The organism is Pseudooceanicola marinus, assembly GCF_020177265.1.
Classification (GTDB): domain Bacteria; phylum Pseudomonadota; class Alphaproteobacteria; order Rhodobacterales; family Rhodobacteraceae; genus Pseudooceanicola; species Pseudooceanicola marinus_A.
The window spans coordinates 230,855-246,681 of record NZ_JAIVMC010000005.1; the positions used below are offsets into that span (position 1 = coordinate 230,855).

General features: G+C 66.1%; 11 protein-coding genes. 6 read left to right on the forward strand and 5 right to left on the reverse strand.

Annotated features, from left to right (window positions below; translation table 11 throughout):
• Positions 1 to 164 precede the first annotated feature (164 nt).
• The 5 genes from secA (at position 165) to LC066_RS10215 (ending at position 8,423) form a co-directional block, all read left to right on the forward strand.
• A complete protein-coding gene (gene secA, locus LC066_RS10195) occupies positions 165 to 2,906 on the forward strand; it encodes a preprotein translocase subunit SecA (RefSeq protein ID WP_224898456.1) in 2,742 nt (913 codons plus the stop codon).
• Between the two features lie 157 nt (positions 2,907 to 3,063).
• Positions 3,064 to 4,137, forward strand: coding sequence for a translocase (locus tag LC066_RS10200; RefSeq protein ID WP_224898458.1), 1,074 nt, complete (start codon positions 3,064 to 3,066; stop codon positions 4,135 to 4,137).
• 25 nt (positions 4,138 to 4,162) lie between these two features.
• On the forward strand, positions 4,163 to 5,722 hold the full coding sequence (locus tag LC066_RS10205; protein WP_224898460.1) for a phosphate ABC transporter substrate-binding/OmpA family protein: 1,560 nt from the start codon (positions 4,163 to 4,165) through the stop codon (positions 5,720 to 5,722).
• Positions 5,723 to 5,850: 128 nt separating this feature from the next.
• Entirely contained in the window at positions 5,851 to 8,004 is a 2,154-nt protein-coding gene (locus tag LC066_RS10210) for a malate synthase G (protein ID WP_224898462.1), read from the forward strand.
• Positions 8,001 to 8,423: a GlcG/HbpS family heme-binding protein gene (locus tag LC066_RS10215; protein WP_222475914.1), complete on the forward strand. Its 423-nt coding sequence runs from the start codon at positions 8,001 to 8,003 to the stop codon at positions 8,421 to 8,423. Before LC066_RS10210 ends, LC066_RS10215 begins: the two co-directional genes overlap by 4 nt.
• Positions 8,424 to 8,506: 83 nt before the next feature.
• Here LC066_RS10215 and radC read toward each other — a convergent pair whose 3' ends face one another.
• From radC to dnaK, 3 genes are all read right to left on the reverse strand, one after another.
• Positions 8,507 to 9,268, reverse strand: a complete 762-nt coding sequence (gene radC / locus LC066_RS10220; protein ID WP_222475916.1) for a RadC family protein — start codon at positions 9,266 to 9,268, stop codon at positions 8,507 to 8,509.
• A gap of 228 nt (positions 9,269 to 9,496) precedes the next feature.
• Entirely contained in the window at positions 9,497 to 10,648 is a 1,152-nt protein-coding gene (gene dnaJ, locus LC066_RS10225) for a molecular chaperone DnaJ (RefSeq protein WP_222475924.1), read from the reverse strand.
• A gap of 89 nt (positions 10,649 to 10,737) precedes the next feature.
• Positions 10,738 to 12,660, reverse strand: a complete 1,923-nt coding sequence (gene dnaK / locus LC066_RS10230; protein ID WP_222475932.1) for a molecular chaperone DnaK — start codon at positions 12,658 to 12,660, stop codon at positions 10,738 to 10,740.
• 353 nt (positions 12,661 to 13,013) lie between these two features.
• Between dnaK and LC066_RS10235 the strand changes: the two genes are divergently transcribed.
• Entirely contained in the window at positions 13,014 to 13,625 is a 612-nt protein-coding gene (locus LC066_RS10235; protein ID WP_224898464.1) for an alpha-ketoglutarate-dependent dioxygenase AlkB family protein, read from the forward strand.
• 19 nt (positions 13,626 to 13,644) lie between these two features.
• Here the strand turns inward: LC066_RS10235 and LC066_RS10240 are convergent, their stop codons facing one another.
• On the reverse strand, positions 13,645 to 14,277 hold the full coding sequence (locus LC066_RS10240) for an SH3 domain-containing protein (protein ID WP_224898466.1): 633 nt from the start codon (positions 14,275 to 14,277) through the stop codon (positions 13,645 to 13,647).
• Positions 14,278 to 14,351: 74 nt separating this feature from the next.
• Positions 14,352 to 15,125 carry an ABC transporter permease gene (locus tag LC066_RS10245; RefSeq protein ID WP_224898468.1) on the reverse strand — a complete coding sequence of 258 codons (774 nt, stop codon included), beginning with the start codon at positions 15,123 to 15,125 and terminating at the stop codon, positions 14,352 to 14,354.
• Positions 15,126 to 15,827 lie beyond the last annotated feature (702 nt).

Below are 15,827 nucleotides of genomic sequence, written 5' to 3' on the forward strand. Positions count from 1 at the left end.
TCCGTTTGCCACGGGGGCCGTGGCGTTGACACTCTTCCGCCCGCCCACTACATCGCCTTATGGCAAAGGGGCTTGGCGGCCTGTTCCGGCCCTGTTTACGGGCCCGAGAGCGACCGCACAACCGGCCCCCTCACACGTTGGCGTCAGGAAGCGGAAGATAGATCATGCTGGGTTTCGGAACACTCGCCAAGAAGGTCTTCGGCACACCGAATGACCGCAAGGTCAAGGCGACACGCCCGCTGATCGCGAAGATCAACGCGCTGGAAGAAGAGTACAAGGCCCTGTCGGACGATGGCCTGCGCGCCAAGACCGAGGAATTCAAGAAACGGCTGGGCGAGGGCGAGACACTCGACGATCTGCTGCCCGAAGCCTTTGCAAACTGCCGTGAAGGGGCCCGCCGCGCCATTGGCCTGCGGGCCTTCGACGTTCAGTTGATGGGCGGCATCTTCCTGCACCAGGGCAATATCGCCGAGATGAAGACGGGCGAGGGCAAGACCCTGGTCGCCACCTTCCCCGCCTACCTGAACGGGCTGACGGGCAAGGGCGTGCACGTGGTCACGGTGAACGACTACCTGGCCAAGCGCGACGCGGAATGGATGTCGAAGGTTTACGGCTTCCTCGGACTGACGACCGGCGTCGTCTATCCCAGCCAGCCGGACGCGGAGAAACGCGAGGCCTACCTCTGCGACATCACCTATGCGACCAACAACGAGCTGGGCTTCGATTACCTGCGCGACAACATGAAGTCCGAGCTGAAGGACCTCTACCAGCGTGAGCACAACTTCGCGATCGTCGACGAGGTGGACAGCATCCTGATCGACGAGGCGCGCACGCCGCTGATCATCTCCGGCCCGGCGCAGGACCGCAGCGATCTCTATACCGCGATCGACGCGCTGATCCCCTCGCTGACCGAGGAGGACTATTCCACCGACGAGAAGCAGCGCAGCGTGACCTTCACCGAGGCCGGCAACGAGAAGCTGGAGACCCTCCTGCACGAGGCCGGTCTGCTGGAAGAGGGGGCGACGCTCTATGACCCTGAATCCACCACCATCGTGCACCACGTGAACCAGGGCCTGCGCGCCCACAAGCTGTTCATCAAGGACCAGCATTACATCGTGCGCAACGGCGACGTGGTTCTGATCGACGAATTCACCGGCCGCATGATGCCGGGTCGCCGCCTGTCCGAGGGGCTGCACCAGGCGATCGAGGCCAAGGAAAAGGTCGAGATCCAGCCGGAGAACGTGACCCTGGCGCAGGTGACCTTCCAGAACTACTTCCGCCTCTACAACAAGCTGTCGGGCATGACCGGGACCGCCACCACCGAGGCCGAGGAATTCCAGGAAATCTATGGCCTGGGCGTGGTCGAGGTGCCGACGAACAAGCCGATCGCGCGGATCGACAACGACGACGCGATCTACCGCACCCAGGAAGAGAAGTTCCAGGCGATCATCGAGGAGATCCGCCAGGCGCACGAAAAGGGTCAGCCGATCCTCGTGGGCACCACCTCGATCGAGAAGTCGGAACTGCTGTCGCAGCTGCTGACCCAGGCCGGGCTGGAGCACAACGTGCTGAACGCCCGCCACCATGAGCAGGAGGCGCAGATCGTCGGCGAGGCCGGCAAGCTGGGCGCGATCACCATCGCCACGAACATGGCCGGCCGCGGCACCGACATCAAGCTGGGCGGCAACGTCGAGATGAAGGTGATGGATGCCCTGGCCGCCAACCCCGAGGCCGATCCCGACGCCGTGCGCGAGAAGATCGAGGCCGAACATGCCTCCGCCGAACAGGCGGTGAAGGATGCCGGCGGTCTTTACGTGCTGGCGACCGAACGCCACGAGAGCCGCCGCATCGACAACCAGCTGCGAGGCCGGTCGGGCCGTCAGGGCGACCCCGGCAAGTCCAGCTTCTTCCTGAGCCTTGAAGACGACCTGATGCGCATCTTCGGCTCCGAACGCCTGGAGAAGGTGCTGTCGGGTCTCGGCATGAAGGAAGGCGAGGCGATCATCCACCCCTGGGTGAACAAGTCGCTGGAACGCGCCCAGGCCAAGGTCGAGGGCCGCAACTTCGACATGCGCAAGAACGTGTTGAAGTTCGACGACGTGATGAACGACCAGCGGAAGCTGATCTTCGGTCAGCGCCGCGAGATCATGGAGGCGCAGGACCTGAGCGAGATCGTGCAGGACATGCGCTATGAGGTGATCGCGGATCTGGTCGATCAGTACATGCCGCCCAAGACCTACGCCGATCAGTGGGACACCGAGGGTCTGCGCGCCGCCTGCATCGAGAAGCTGGGCATCGACGTGCCGGTGGACGAATGGGCCGCCGAGGAAGGCGTGGACGACGAACAGGTGATCGAACGTCTGGAGAAGGCCTCGGACGAGGCCATGGCCGCCAAGGCCGCCGCCTTCGGCCCCGAGCACATGCGCGTCATCGAAAAGCAGATCCTGCTGCAGACCATCGACGGCAAGTGGCGCGAACACCTGCTGCGGATGGAACACCTGCGCTCCGTCGTGGGCTTCCGCGGCTATGCGCAGCGCGATCCGCTGAACGAGTACAAGAACGAGGGCTTCCAGCTGTTCGAGACGCTGCTGGACAGCCTGCGTGAAGAGGTGACGGCGACCCTGTCGCGGGTCCGCCCGATGACCGAGGAAGAACGCCAGGCCCAGATCAACGCCCTGCAACAGCAGATGGCGGCGCAACAGGCCCAGGTGGATGCCGCCGTGCAGCAGTCCGAGGCCCGCGCCTCGGGCGAGGTGGTGGCCGAAGGCGTGAACCCCGAGGGCGAAGGCTACGTCGAAGGCTTTGATCCGGAGAACCCCGAGACCTGGGGCCGTCCGAACCGCAATGCGCTCTGCCCCTGCGGGTCGGGCAAGAAGTTCAAGCATTGCCACGGCGCGCTGGTCTGATCGATGGCCGCTGACAGGATGCGAAGGGGCGGTGCCAGTGGCGCCGCCCTTTTTTCATGGGCCCGAACGGGGGGAGAGGCCCGAATGACTCCCCGCCCGCGCCACATCGCTGCCCGAATCCTCGCCGATCTTGCGATCATCGCAGGAGGGACATCCGATGCCACTCGCCAAGGCCAGACTGATCAAGGGCGTTGCCATTGCCGGGGCGACGCTGTGCGTTGCGGGCGTCAGCGGGGTGCTGATGGAGCGGCACAGCCGCCAGGTCGCCGCGGAACAGGCCGCCGAGGCGCGCACCCCGGCCCCGCAACCCGCGGTGCAGGAGGCCACGGCTGCCGCCCTGCCGGCCGCTCCGGTGCCCCAGGCTCTGCCCGAGGCTGACACCCTGCCGCTTCAGGACATCGAACTGACCTCCTCCCCCGTGATCCTGCCCGAGAGCGACCCAAGCCATGGCGGCTTCGGCGCAGAGGCGCAGCTGGTTCAGGCCCAGGCCACTGACCAAGCCACGGACCCGACGGCGCCCGAGGGTGAGGCTGGCGCGGAGGTGGCAAACGACTGCCCCGTGTCCCTGACCGCCGAACCCGCCGCCGCGGCCATGGTGACCCTGACCCTCGACGCGCCCTGCTACGCCGAGGATCGCGTGGCCTTCCATCATGAGGGCATGGTGTTTTCCGAACTGACCGACGCCGAGGGCGCGCTGACCCTGTCGGTGCCGGCCCTGGCCGAATATGCGATCTTCGTGGCCGTCTTCCAGGATGGCGAAGGCGCCAGCGCCGAGGCCGAGGTGTCGTCGCTGGCCTTCTACGACCGGTCTGTCGTGCAGTGGCAGGGCGAGACGGGGCTGGAATTGCATGCGCTGGAATATGGCGCCAGCTACGACGACAGCGGCCACGTCTGGGCCGAAACCCCCCGGGATGTCAGCGTCGCGGCACGGGGCGAGGGCGGCTTCCTGACCGTGCTGGGCAACGCCGATCTGCCGCAGGCCCGCCTGGCGCAGGTCTATTCCTTCCCGCTGGGCATCGCCCGCCAGGCCGGCACCATCGACCTGTCGGTGGAGGCCCAGGTGACCGAGGCCAATTGCGGCCGCGAGATCACCGCCCAGGTGATCCATGTCAGCGAAGGCGCCTTCGGCAGCTTCCATGACCTGAATGTCACGATGCCCGCCTGCGACGCGGCGGGGGATTATCTGCTGTTGAAGAATCTGCTCGATGATCTGAAGATCGCCGCCAAGTAACCTGCGGGAACCCGAGGTCAGGCACATGCGATCCTTCCGTGCGGCGATTTTCGCCGCACTTTTCCTTTTGCCCCTCGCGACACTGGTCCGCGCGCAGGACGTGACGCTGACCTCGCGCGACGGCAATGTCGAGCTGTCCGGCGACCTGCTGGGCTTCGACGGCGAATTCTACCGGCTGCAGACTGAGTTCGGCGTGCTGACGCTGGATGGATCCGGCGTTCTCTGTGACGGGCCGGGTTGCCCGGACCTGACGGATTACGTCGCCCGCATCACCATCTCCGGTGCCGAAACCGTGGGCGAGGTGCTGATGCCCGCCCTCGTCGAAGGTTTCGGCCTGCGTGCGGGCTATGCCGTGCGGCGCGAGGCCCTGGGGCCGGGGCAGGTCCTTTACACCTTGACCGAACGGGATGGTGGTCGCGTTGCGGGGGAGTTCACAATTCACAGCCAGACCACCGACAGCGGCTTCGACGAGCTGATCGAGGCTGGCGCCGATCTGGTCATGGCCCTGCGCGAGGTCCGCGAAGAGGAGCTGGAGGCCGCCCGGGCGGCAGGCCTCGGCGATCTGACCCAGCGGGGCCGGGCGCGGGTGCTGGCGCTGGATGCGCTGGTGCCCATTGTGGCGCCGGGCAACCCGGTGCAGCGGATCACCATGACCCAGCTGGCCGATGTCTTTGCCGGGCGGATCACCAACTGGCAGGAGCTGGGCGGGGCGGATGCGCCCATCGTGCCGCACCTGCGGGATCTGACCTCGGGCCTGGGGCAGGTGGTGCAGGACCGCCTGCTGCGCCCCGCCGGGGCCGATCTGGCCGAGGGGGCGGTGCAGCACGAAACCGACGACGCCCTGCTGCGCGCGGTGCTGGCCGATCCCTTCGCCATCGGTCTGTCCTCGGCCTCCGAAGTGGGGGCCGCGGCGGGGCTGGCCCTGTCGGGCGACTGCGGTTTCACCCTTCAGGCCACGCGGCGCAACGCCAAGACCGAAGATTACCCGATGACGGCGCCCGTCTTCCTCTACCAGCCCGCCGTGCGCCTGCCGAAACTGGCGCGCGACTTTCTGGCCTATACCCGCGACCCCCAGGCGCAATACGTGATCCGCCGCGCGGGCTTCGTCGACCAGCTGCCCGAGGAGGTCGCGATCGACGACCAGGGGGACCGGTTTGCCAATGCCATCGCCCAGGCCGGCGACGAGGTGCCGCTGGCCGAATTGCAGCGCATGGTGACCACCCTGACGGGGATGAAGCGGCTGACCATCTCCTTCCGTTTCCGCGCCGGGTCCACCCGGCTGGACGCGCAATCCATGTCGAACGTGCGGATGATGGCCCGGGCGCTGGAAAGCGGCCAGTTCGACGGGCGCGAGGTTCTGCTGGTCGGCTTCTCCGACGGGGATGGCGCGGCCGAGGCGAACCTGCGGCTGTCGGCGGAACGGGCCGAAACGGTGCGCCGCGCGGTGCTGGCCGCGGCCGAAACCGCCGACCTGTCGCGCCTGACCCTGGGCATCGACACCTTCGGCGAGGCGATGCCCATGGCCTGCGATGACAGCGAATGGGGCCGCCAGGTGAACCGCCGGGTCGAGGTCTGGCTGCGCTGAACGGGCCCGCAGGGCCTGGGTTTTCCATTTTTCGGCCCTCGTTTTCCATATCGTGGAAAGGTGCGGATTTTCCGTCGCCAGTGGCCGCACAGGCGCTATCCTTGCCGCAACACTTTCAGGAGATCGTTATGACCGACTATGTCAGCCGCGCCGGCCTCTCCGTGGCCACGGAATTGGCCGATCTGATCGAAGGGCAGGTCCTGCCCGGCCTGCCCGTGGGGGCGGAAGAGTTCTGGACAGGCTATGCCCGCATCCTGCGGGATCTGGTGCCGCAGAACCTGGCCCTGCTGAACACCCGCGAGAGGATGCAGGCGCAGATCGACGACTGGCTGACCGCCCGCAAGGGTCAGCCCTGGGATGGCGCCGCCTATCGCGCCTTCCTGGAGGAGATCGGCTATATCGTCCCCGAGGGCCCGGATTTCTCCATCGGCACCGAGAACGTCGATGACGAGATCGCCCGTGTCGCCGGCCCGCAGCTGGTGGTGCCGATCACCAACGCCCGTTTCGCGCTGAACGCTGCCAATGCCCGCTGGGGATCGCTCTACGATGCGCTTTACGGCACCGACGCGCTGCCGGGCGCGCCCGAGGGCAAGGGGTATGATCCCAAGCGTGGCGCACAGGCGGTGGCCTGGGCGGCAGAGTTCCTGGATACCTCGGTGCCGCTGAAAACGATCTCGCACACCGAGGTCAGCGAGTATTTCCGCGAGGGCGAGGAGTTGATGGCGCGCTCGGCCTCCGGTGTGCACGGCTTCAAGGATCCGCATGTCTTCGTGGGCTACGCCGAAGAGGGCGCCACGGCCACCTACATGCTGCGCCACAACGGGTTGCACATCGGCCTGCTGATCGACCCCTCGCACCCGGTGGGCCGCGACAGCGCCGCGGGTCTGCGCGACGTGCTGCTGGAATCGGCCCTGACCGCGATCCAGGACTGCGAGGACAGCGTGGCCTGCGTCGATGCCGCCGACAAGGTTCTGGCCTATGCCAACTGGCTGGGCCTGATGAAGGGCGACCTCAGCGAAACCTTCGAGAAGGGCGGCAAGACGATGACCCGCGTCCTGGCCCCCGACATGGCTCTGACCGCCCCTGACGGCAGTGCCCTGTCGCTGCAGGGCCGATCCCTGCAGCTGGTGCGCAACGTGGGGCACCTGATGACAACCGACGCGGTGCTGTTCGAGGGCGAGGAGACGCCCGAAGGCATGCTGGACGCCATGGTCACCGTGACCTGCGCCATGCACGACCTGGCCAAGACCGAGGGCCCGCGCAATTCCCGCACCGGGTCGGTCTACGTGGTGAAGCCGAAGATGCACGGACCGGAGGAAGTGGCCTTTGCCGATCGTCTTTACGCTGACGTGGAGGCCGTTCTGGGCCTGCCGCTGAACACGGTGAAGCTGGGCGTGATGGACGAGGAGCGCCGCACCTCGGTCAACCTCTCCGAATGCCTGCGCCAGGTGAAGGACCGCGTGGTCTTCATCAACACCGGCTTCCTCGACCGGACGGGGGACGAGATCCACACCTCGATGCAGGCGGGCGCCTTCGTGCCCAAGGCCGACATGGCCAAGGCCGGCTGGCTGGCCGTCTATGAACAGGGCAACGTCGACACCGGCCTGACCCTGGGCCTGCAGGGCAAGGGGCAGATCGGCAAGGGCATGTGGGCCAAGCCGGACAAGATGGCCGAGATGCTGGAGGCCAAGATCGGCCACCCGATGGCCGGCGCCAATTGCGCCTGGGTGCCGTCGCCCACGGCCGCCACGCTGCATGCCACCCACTACCACCAGGTCGATGTCTTTGCCCGCCAGGATGAGCTGAAGGGCCGCGACGCCGCCTCGCTGGATGCGCTGCTGACGCCGCCGCTGCTGTCGGGGCGCAACCTGACGGACGAGGAGGTGACGCGCGAGGTCGAAAACAACTGCCAGGGCATCCTGGGCTACGTGGTGCGCTGGATTGATCAGGGCGTGGGCTGTTCCAAGGTGCCCGACATCAACGACGTGGGCCTGATGGAAGACCGCGCGACGCTGCGGATCTCGTCCCAGTACCTGGCCAACTGGCTGCTGCATGGCCTGGTCAGCGAGGACCAGGTCGAGGATGCTCTGCGCCGCATGGCCGTCAAGGTCGACGCCCAGAATGCCGGTGACCCGGCCTATACCCCCATGGCGCCCGATTTCGACGGGGTGGCATTTGCCGCCGCGCGGGACCTGATCTTCACCGGCGTGGCGCAGCCTTCGGGCTATACCGAGCCGGTGCTGCACGCCCGCCGCCGGGAAGCGAAGGAGAAGACCCAATGATCCAGGTGACCCGACTGGACCTCGCCGATGCCCGCGTGCTGTTGGACGGCGCCAAGGCCAAGGCCGAGGAAATCGGCGTGCCCATGTGTATCGCCATCACCGACGAAAGCGGCAACCTGCTGGCGTTCGAGCGGATGGAAGGCGGCAAGGTGACCTCGATCACCATCGCCATCGACAAGAGCTTCACCGCTTCGGGCGCGAAGAAGGCGACCCATGACTACGGCAGCGCATCGCAGCCCGGCGCACCGGCCTACGGCATCGGCTCCGCCATCGGTGGGCGCCTGATGGTCGTCGCCGGCGGCCTGCCGGTGATGGCCGGCGGCGACTGTGTCGGCGGCATCGGTATCAGTTCCGGCACGCCGGGGCAGGACCGCGAGGTGGCCGAGGCCGGTCTCGCGGCCTTCGAGGCGACGCTCTGACCCTTCCGGGGACAGCATGATAGGATCGGACGGCCCCTTGGGGGGCCGTCCGTCGTTTCCGGGCCAGGGGATCCGGGTAAGGGCTAGAGGTAGCCTTCGGAGCGGAAGGACAGTTCGCGCGAGCGGCCGACGATGATGTGGTCGTGCAGCGACAGGCCCAAGGCCGCGGCCGCGGCTTCGATCTGGGCGGTCATGTCGATATCCGCCTGCGAGGGCGACGGGTCGCCCGAGGGGTGGTTGTGCACCAGGATCAGCGCGCTGGCGTTCAGCTGCAGCGCGCGTTTCACCACCTCGCGCGGGTAGACGGGCACATGATCGACGGTGCCTTTTCCCTGTTCCTCATCCGCGATCAGCACGTTCTTCCTGTCCAGGTAGAGGACGCGGAACTGTTCCGTTTCGCGATGCGACATGGCGGTGTGGCAATAGTCCAGCAGGGCGTCCCAGGAACTGACCACGGGGCGCTGCATGATGCGGGCGCGGGCCAGGCGGTGCGCGGCGGCCTCGATGATCTTCAGCTCGCACACCACGGCCTCGCCGACCTCATGCTGTTCCAGTAGCTGTTCGCGCGGTGCGCTGATGACGCTGTTGAAATCCCCGAACCGTTGCAACAGGCGGCGGGCCAGGGGTTTCATGTCCTGGCGCGCATTGGCGCGGAAGAGGACCAGTTCCAGCATCTCGTAGTCGGGCAGGGCGGCGGGACCGCCCTGCATGAACCGTTCGCGCAGGCGCTTGCGGTGTTCGCCGATATAGGACGGCAGGCGGCCGGATTTCAGCGGCTGCACCGGCGCCTCGTCGCTGTCGAAAAGCGAGGGCGCACTGTCGGAAAAGGCAGAAGTTTCAGTCATGACGACAGGTTGCGCGGCAAATGGTTAGCGTTGGGTTAAGGGGCTTGGGGCAAAGAGAAAGGGCGGCCCAGTGGGGCCGCCCTTTGTTGGGGTGTTGCATGGGTGCCGGGGCTCCGCCCGTGAACAGGTCGAAGCCTCCACTGGAGGTTCGGCCCGGGGCTCCGCCCGTGAATTGCCCAAAAGGTCCACTGGACCTTTTGCCGGGGCCGAAGGCCCCGGTTCGGCAATTCACCCCTTCATCGAATCCCAGAAGTTCTTCACCGACTTGAAGAAGCCTTCGCTTTCGGGATTGTTCTCTTCCGACAGATCCTCGAACTCGCGCAGCAGCTCCTTCTGGCGGCTGGTCAGGTTGACCGGGGTCTCCACCGCCAGCTCGATGAACATGTCGCCCGAGCCGCCGCCGCGCAGGGCGGGCATGCCCTTGCCGCGCAGGCGCATCTGGCGACCCGACTGCGAGCCTTCGGGGATCTTCACGCGGCTGCGGCCGCCGTCGATCGTCGGCACCTCGATGTCGCCGCCAAGCGCGGCCGTGGCCATCGACACCGGCACGCGGCAGAAGAGGTTGGGCCCTTCGCGTTCGAAGATCGGATGCTTGGCCACCTCGATGAAGATGTAGAGATCCCCGGACGGACCGCCACGCATCCCGGCCTCGCCCTCGCCGCCCAGGCGAATGCGGGTGCCGGTTTCGACACCGGCGGGGATGTTCACCGACAGCTGCCGGTCGCGATCGACACGGCCCTGGCCGCCACAGGCCTTGCAGGGGTTCTGGATGATCTGGCCCAGGCCCGAACAGGTCGGACAGGTGCGTTCGACCGTGAAGAAGCCCTGCTGCGCGCGCACCTTGCCCATGCCGGAACAGGTGGGGCAGGTGGTGGGTTCTGCGCCGCCCTCGGCGCCGGACCCCTCGCAGACGGTACATTGCACCGAGGTCGGCACGTTGATCGTCTTCTGCAGGCCGGTGTGGGCCTCTTCGAGGGAGACGCGCAGGTTGTAGCGCAGGTCGGCGCCCCGGGTGGCGCGCTGGCGTCCGCCGGGCTGACGCCCGCCCATGAAGTCGCCGAAGAGGTCGTCGAAGACATCGGAGAAGGCCGAGGCGAAGTCGGCATTGCCGCCGGGGCCGCCGCCGCCGGGACGGCCTCCGCCGCCCATGCCGCCCTCGAAGGCCGCATGGCCATAGCGGTCATAGGCCGCCTTGCGGTCGCCATCCTTCAGGCAGTCGTAGGCCTCGTTCACTTCCTTGAACTGGTCTTCGGCCTGGGGGTTGTCGGCATTGCGGTCGGGGTGAAGTTCCTTCGCCTTCTTGCGATAGGCCTTCTTGATCTCGTCCGCAGAGGCGCCCTTCTTCAGGCCGAGGACCTCGTAGTAATCACGTTTTGCCACGGTAGGTTATCCCTTCCTTGGAACGTTGAAGGCCGGCCCGCCCGAAGGGAGGACCGGCCCCAGAGGTTCCTCAGCGTGGGCTGATCAGATCAGCCACGCTTGTTGTCATCCAGATCCTCGAAGTCGGCGTCGACGATGGTGTCATCGTCGGAGCCGCCGTCGGACGCGCCGTCGTCAGAGGCCTGGGGCTCATCCGAGCCTTCCTCCTGCTGCGACTTGTAGATCGCTTCGCCCAGACGCATCGACGCTTCGGTCACGTTCTGGATGCCGCTGCGGATCTTCTCGGCGTTGTCGTTCTCCAGCTCGTCCTTGAGCGCGGCAACGGCCAGTTCGATCGCCTCGACGGTCGAGGGGTCGACCTTGTCGCCGTGATCCTCGACCGATTTCTCGGTCGAATGGATGAGGCTTTCGGCCTGGTTCTTGGCTTCGACCAGGTCCTTGCGGGCCTTGTCCGCTTCGGCGTTTTCCTCGGCGTCCTTGACCATCTGTTCGATGTCGTCATCGCTGAGACCACCGGAGGCCTGGATCGTGATCTTCTGTTCCTTGTTGGTGCCCTTGTCCTTGGCGGAGACCGACACGATGCCGTTGGCGTCGATGTCGAAGGTCACCTCGATCTGGGGCATGCCGCGCGGTGCCGGCGGGATGTCTTCCAGGTTGAACTGGCCGAGCATCTTGTTGTCGGCGGCCATCTCGCGCTCACCCTGGAACACGCGGATCGTCACGGCGCCCTGGTTGTCCTCGGCGGTCGAGAAGACCTGGGACTTCTTCGTCGGGATCGTCGTGTTGCGGTCGATCAGGCGGGTGAAGACACCACCCAGCGTCTCGATGCCCAGCGACAGCGGGGTCACGTCCAGCAGGACCACGTCCTTCACGTCACCCTGCAGCACCCCGGCCTGGATGGCGGCGCCCATGGCGACCACTTCGTCCGGGTTCACGCCCTTGTGGGGTTCCTTGCCGAAGAACTTCGTCACTTCCTCGACCACGCGGGGCATGCGGGTCATGCCGCCGACCAGGACGACCTCGTCGATGTCGGAGGTGGACAGACCGGCATCCTTCAGCGCGGCCTGGCAGGGCTTGATCGAGTTCTTGATCAGGTCGGACACCAGGCTTTCCAGCTTGGCACGGGTCAGCTTCATGACCATGTGCAGCGGCTGGCCGTTGGAGCCCATCGAGATGAACGGCTGGTTGATCTCGGTCGACTGGCTGGAGGACAGTTCGATCTTGGCCTTTTCAGCCGCCTCTTTCAGGCGCTGCAGGGCCATCTTGTCCTGGCGCAGATCGACGTTGTTCTCTTTCTTGAACTCCTCGGCGAGGTAGTTGACGATCTTCATGTCGAAGTCTTCGCCGCCCAGGTGGGTGTCGCCGTTGGTCGACTTCACCTCGAAGAGGCCGTCGTCGATTTCCAGGATGGTCACGTCGAAGGTGCCGCCGCCAAGGTCATAGACCGCGATGGTGTGGCTTTCTTCCTTGTCGAGGCCATAGGCCAGGGCCGCCGCGGTCGGTTCGTTGATGATCCGCAGCACTTCCAGGCCGGCGATCTTGCCGGCGTCCTTGGTGGCCTGACGCTGGGCGTCGTTGAAGTATGCCGGAACGGTGATGACCGCCTGGTCGACTTCTTCACCGAGGTAGCTCTCGGCGGTTTCCTTCATCTTGCCGAGGATGAAGGCGGAGATTTGCGAGGGCGAATATTTCTCGCCGCGGGACTCGACCCATGCGTCGCCATTGCCGCCGTCGACAATTGCGTAGGGGAGGTTGGATTTATCCGCAGCCAGGGCCGGGTCGGTCGCGCGACGACCGATCAGGCGCTTCACGCCGAAAATGGTGTTGGTGGAGTTGGTCACGGCTTGGCGCTTGGCGCTCTGGCCGACCAGTCGCTCTTCTTCGGTGAAGGCGACGATCGAAGGCGTGGTACGGGCGCCTTCGGAGTTCTCGATGACCTTCGGCTGGGCGCCGTCCATGATGGCGACGCAGGAGTTGGTGGTGCCGAGGTCGATCCCGATCACTTTACCCATGATTTGTATCCCTTCTACTTAAGGCGATGGTCTGGCGGTCCGACCCATTCCGGCATCGGCCCTTCCAAGACCCGGTCCGGCGGGGGTTTTGGCCCCGCCCGCCGGGCTTCGAAGGCTATATAAGGAGGGGGTTTCGGCCCTGCAAGCCGGTCACAAGCGCGAGATCGGCAAAAAATTCGCCTTTTGCGCTCTTGGTGAACGTCCCGTCGGGGAATGCCCGGGATTCTTGCAATGTCAGTGAATTGGCGGGGGTGGGCCCGGGACGCGGGAGAGGGCAATCTGTTGTGTCCGGCGCCGAAACTTCCCCTACATAGGGGAAGAGACCCGTCAGTGTTCCGAAGAGAGGTAGACCCATGTCCCCCGATCCGACCCTGACCCTGCGCGGCGTGAAGATCTGGCAGGGAGTGCTGGATCGGGCCGCGCAGGAGGCCCTGCTGGAGGATCTGCGCGCCGTCCAGCGCGCCGCGCCGCTGTTTTCGCCCGAGACCCGCTGGGGCAAGAAGATGTCGGTGCGCATGACCTCGGCGGGGAAATACGGCTGGTATTCCGACCGCCGCGGCTACCGGTACGAGCGGCAGCACCCCAGCGGTGTCGACTGGCCGCCTATTCCGGACAGTGTGCTGCGCCTCTGGTCCGATCTGACCGGGCTGGAGCGGCAGCCCGATTGCTGCCTGGTGAACCTCTATGGCGAGGGGGCGAAGATGGGCCTGCATCAGGACCGGGACGAGGCCGACTTTTCCTGGCCCGTAATGTCCGTGTCCCTCGGGGACGAGGGGCTTTTCCGCATCGGCAACGAGGAAAGGGGCGGCAAGACCGAAAGCGTCTGGCTGAAAAGCGGTGACGTGCTGACCCTTCAGGGGCCGTCGCGGCTGCTGCATCACGGGGTCGACCGGATCCGGTTCGGCTCCTCCACGCTGCTGGCCCAGGGCGGGCGGATCAATCTGACCTGTCGGGTGGTGGACTGACCCGTCCCCGGCAGGGCAGCTAGTCGACCGCCTGCAGCCGGCAGCAGCCTGTCTGCAGGGCGTAGCTTTCGCCGTCCTCGCCAAGCTGCCACAGCACCAGCGCCACGGAGAGGCCATAGGCGCGATCCGACATGCCGTCCGAACAGATCTCCCGCCGGATCACGCCGGTCACTTGCACCGACGGCGCGGAGGCCGACAGGGCGAAGGTGCCGCCGCCCGGCGCCGGGGCCTCGAAATCCGTCAGCAGGGGCAGGGGCGCGCGGTCCGGCGTGCTGTAGGCATAGCTGTCGGGGCTTTCGCGGGTCAGCGACCAGAAGGGTTCGGTGCCGAAACAGGCCCGGATCGGTGGCAGCGGGCCGGCCGACACGGGCATCTCCTCTAGGTAGCGCATGTAGACCCAGCCCGCGCCGTCGCGCAGGTTCACCTGTCCCCAGCGGGTGTCGTCGGTCAGGCGGATCACCTCGATCCCGTCCTCCGTGGGGCCGAAGCTGCCGAGGATCTGGGCGCCGGAGGTGGGGGCTGCGCGGATGTTAAGCCGGTCGTCCGCCGCGACATCCACCACGGCAAAGAGGGCGGGAAGACGGGGCTGGGCCTGCCCGCCCCCGGGCAGGGCCAGGATCAGCAGGCAGAGCAGGGACAGGAGGCGGGTCATGGCGGCAGCTCCGACAGGGATGCAGTCAGGATGTCCCAGCGTGGGCCGGTCTGGCCAGGGCCGGATGCGGGGCCTCAGCGCCGGGCGTTCCAGGACAGCGAGGCGTGGCGGCGGGTATAGAACTCGCCGATCATGCCGAGGCAGAACAGGGCCACCGCCACCGACAGCGCATATTCCAGAGAGGAGAAATGCGGGTTGTAGTTGATGAAGGTATGACCGCGCGCCTGGTCGATGGAATGGTACAGCGGGTTCCAGTCGAACAGGTTGCGCATCTGCGGCGTGATCTGGTTGGCCACGAACATCTTGCCCGAGGCGATCATGTTGGCCCGGGTATAGAGCTGTGCCGCGATCCCGGTGAATTCCGGGAACCAGGGTTTCAGCGCCAGGAAACAGACCCCCACGGCGATGCCGTAGAACCAGGCCGTCAGGATGCAGGCAAAGGCAGCGGCGGGTTCGTAGATCTCGAAGGGGCGCACCGCGACGTGGTAGACGAAGAGGATCAGCAGGAGCGTCAGCACCTGAAGATAGAGCGTCGACAGCGCCGAGGAGGCCAGCGCGATGACCGTGTTCATCGGCGCGTGTTTCATCATCGGAGAGGACGGCCCATCGGAGCCCATCACCGACGACACCGTCTTCACATGGGTCATGTAGATGAAGACGCCCGACAGCATGAACAGCAGGAAGTCGCCGCGAATCGCGGTTCGGCGCAGGCCGAGGATGGCGAACATGGCGTAGAAGACCGCCATCATGATCGCCACGCGGATCAGGTTGTTCACGATCGACAGGATCGCGTTGTTGTGGCTCTTGCGGATGTTGTGCGCGGTCGAGTGGAAGATCAGCTCGCACATGGCGATGGCTGACTGCAGTCGCGTCTTCCGGGATCTCTGCTGAAACATGCGCCGGTTCTCTGCCTCTTGCCGCCGGACCGAAGGACGGGGCCGGTCGCCCCCGTCGTCTCGGGCTTTGGCCTGAAGATACATTGCCTTGGCATGGCAATCAATTCTGCCGGGCCCCTATGCCGAGAGGTGTGCGGAGGGGAGTGTGGCGTCTCGGGGAGCAGGACGGGCCATGCCGTCCGCTCTGCCCGCGAGCCGATTCCGGGACCCGCACTTTATGCGGGTGTCTGACTCTCCGGCAAAGCTGCCTCAAAAACGGGCGTTGCACCTTGGCGCGGGTCGGCGGGCCCCGGGTCTGCCCCTGCCCAGCTCCCGGCGCCTGACAGCGCAAGCCGGCGCTATGTGCGAACTTTTCCGCGATTGCCTCCGATAGCTTACCGTTGGGTAAGTCTCGGAAATCCCGAAACATGATCCGGCCTGTGCCCCGCGTCTCGCCGACTGGCGGCCCGAGCGCGGCGGTCCCATCGGCGGGTTCTGGCACAGCGTGCGGTTGTATCGGCGACGACCTGCCTGTCCTGAGTCGTTGCCTTTCATTCGGCATTCACGGTCACTAAGCTTTTTTGGCTGACGCTCCATGAGGGACATCGGCGGCTTGGGTGTGATGGGCCGCACGCCTGGAGGATCTGCGGGGTGTGTGTCCGCAGTTCTGACCGA

Excerpts from the sequence above, each read along its gene's own strand:
- LC066_RS10210 (WP_224898462.1), top strand. The coding sequence starts at position 5,851 with ATGACCGACTATGTCAGCCGCGCCGGCCTCTCCGTGGCCACGGAATTG.
- LC066_RS10200 (WP_224898458.1), top strand. The coding sequence starts at position 3,064 with ATGCCACTCGCCAAGGCCAGACTGATCAAGGGCGTTGCCATTGCCGGG.
- LC066_RS10235 (WP_224898464.1), top strand. The coding sequence starts at position 13,014 with ATGTCCCCCGATCCGACCCTGACCCTGCGCGGCGTGAAGATCTGGCAG.
- LC066_RS10205 (WP_224898460.1), top strand. The coding sequence starts at position 4,163 with ATGCGATCCTTCCGTGCGGCGATTTTCGCCGCACTTTTCCTTTTGCCC.
- secA (WP_224898456.1), top strand. The coding sequence starts at position 165 with ATGCTGGGTTTCGGAACACTCGCCAAGAAGGTCTTCGGCACACCGAAT.
- dnaK (WP_222475932.1), bottom strand. The coding sequence starts at position 12,660 with ATGGGTAAAGTGATCGGGATCGACCTCGGCACCACCAACTCCTGCGTC.
- radC (WP_222475916.1), bottom strand. The coding sequence starts at position 9,268 with ATGACTGAAACTTCTGCCTTTTCCGACAGTGCGCCCTCGCTTTTCGAC.
- LC066_RS10245 (WP_224898468.1), bottom strand. The coding sequence starts at position 15,125 with ATGTGCGAGCTGATCTTCCACTCGACCGCGCACAACATCCGCAAGAGC.
- LC066_RS10215 (WP_222475914.1), top strand. The coding sequence starts at position 8,001 with ATGATCCAGGTGACCCGACTGGACCTCGCCGATGCCCGCGTGCTGTTG.
- LC066_RS10240 (WP_224898466.1), bottom strand. The coding sequence starts at position 14,277 with ATGACCCGCCTCCTGTCCCTGCTCTGCCTGCTGATCCTGGCCCTGCCC.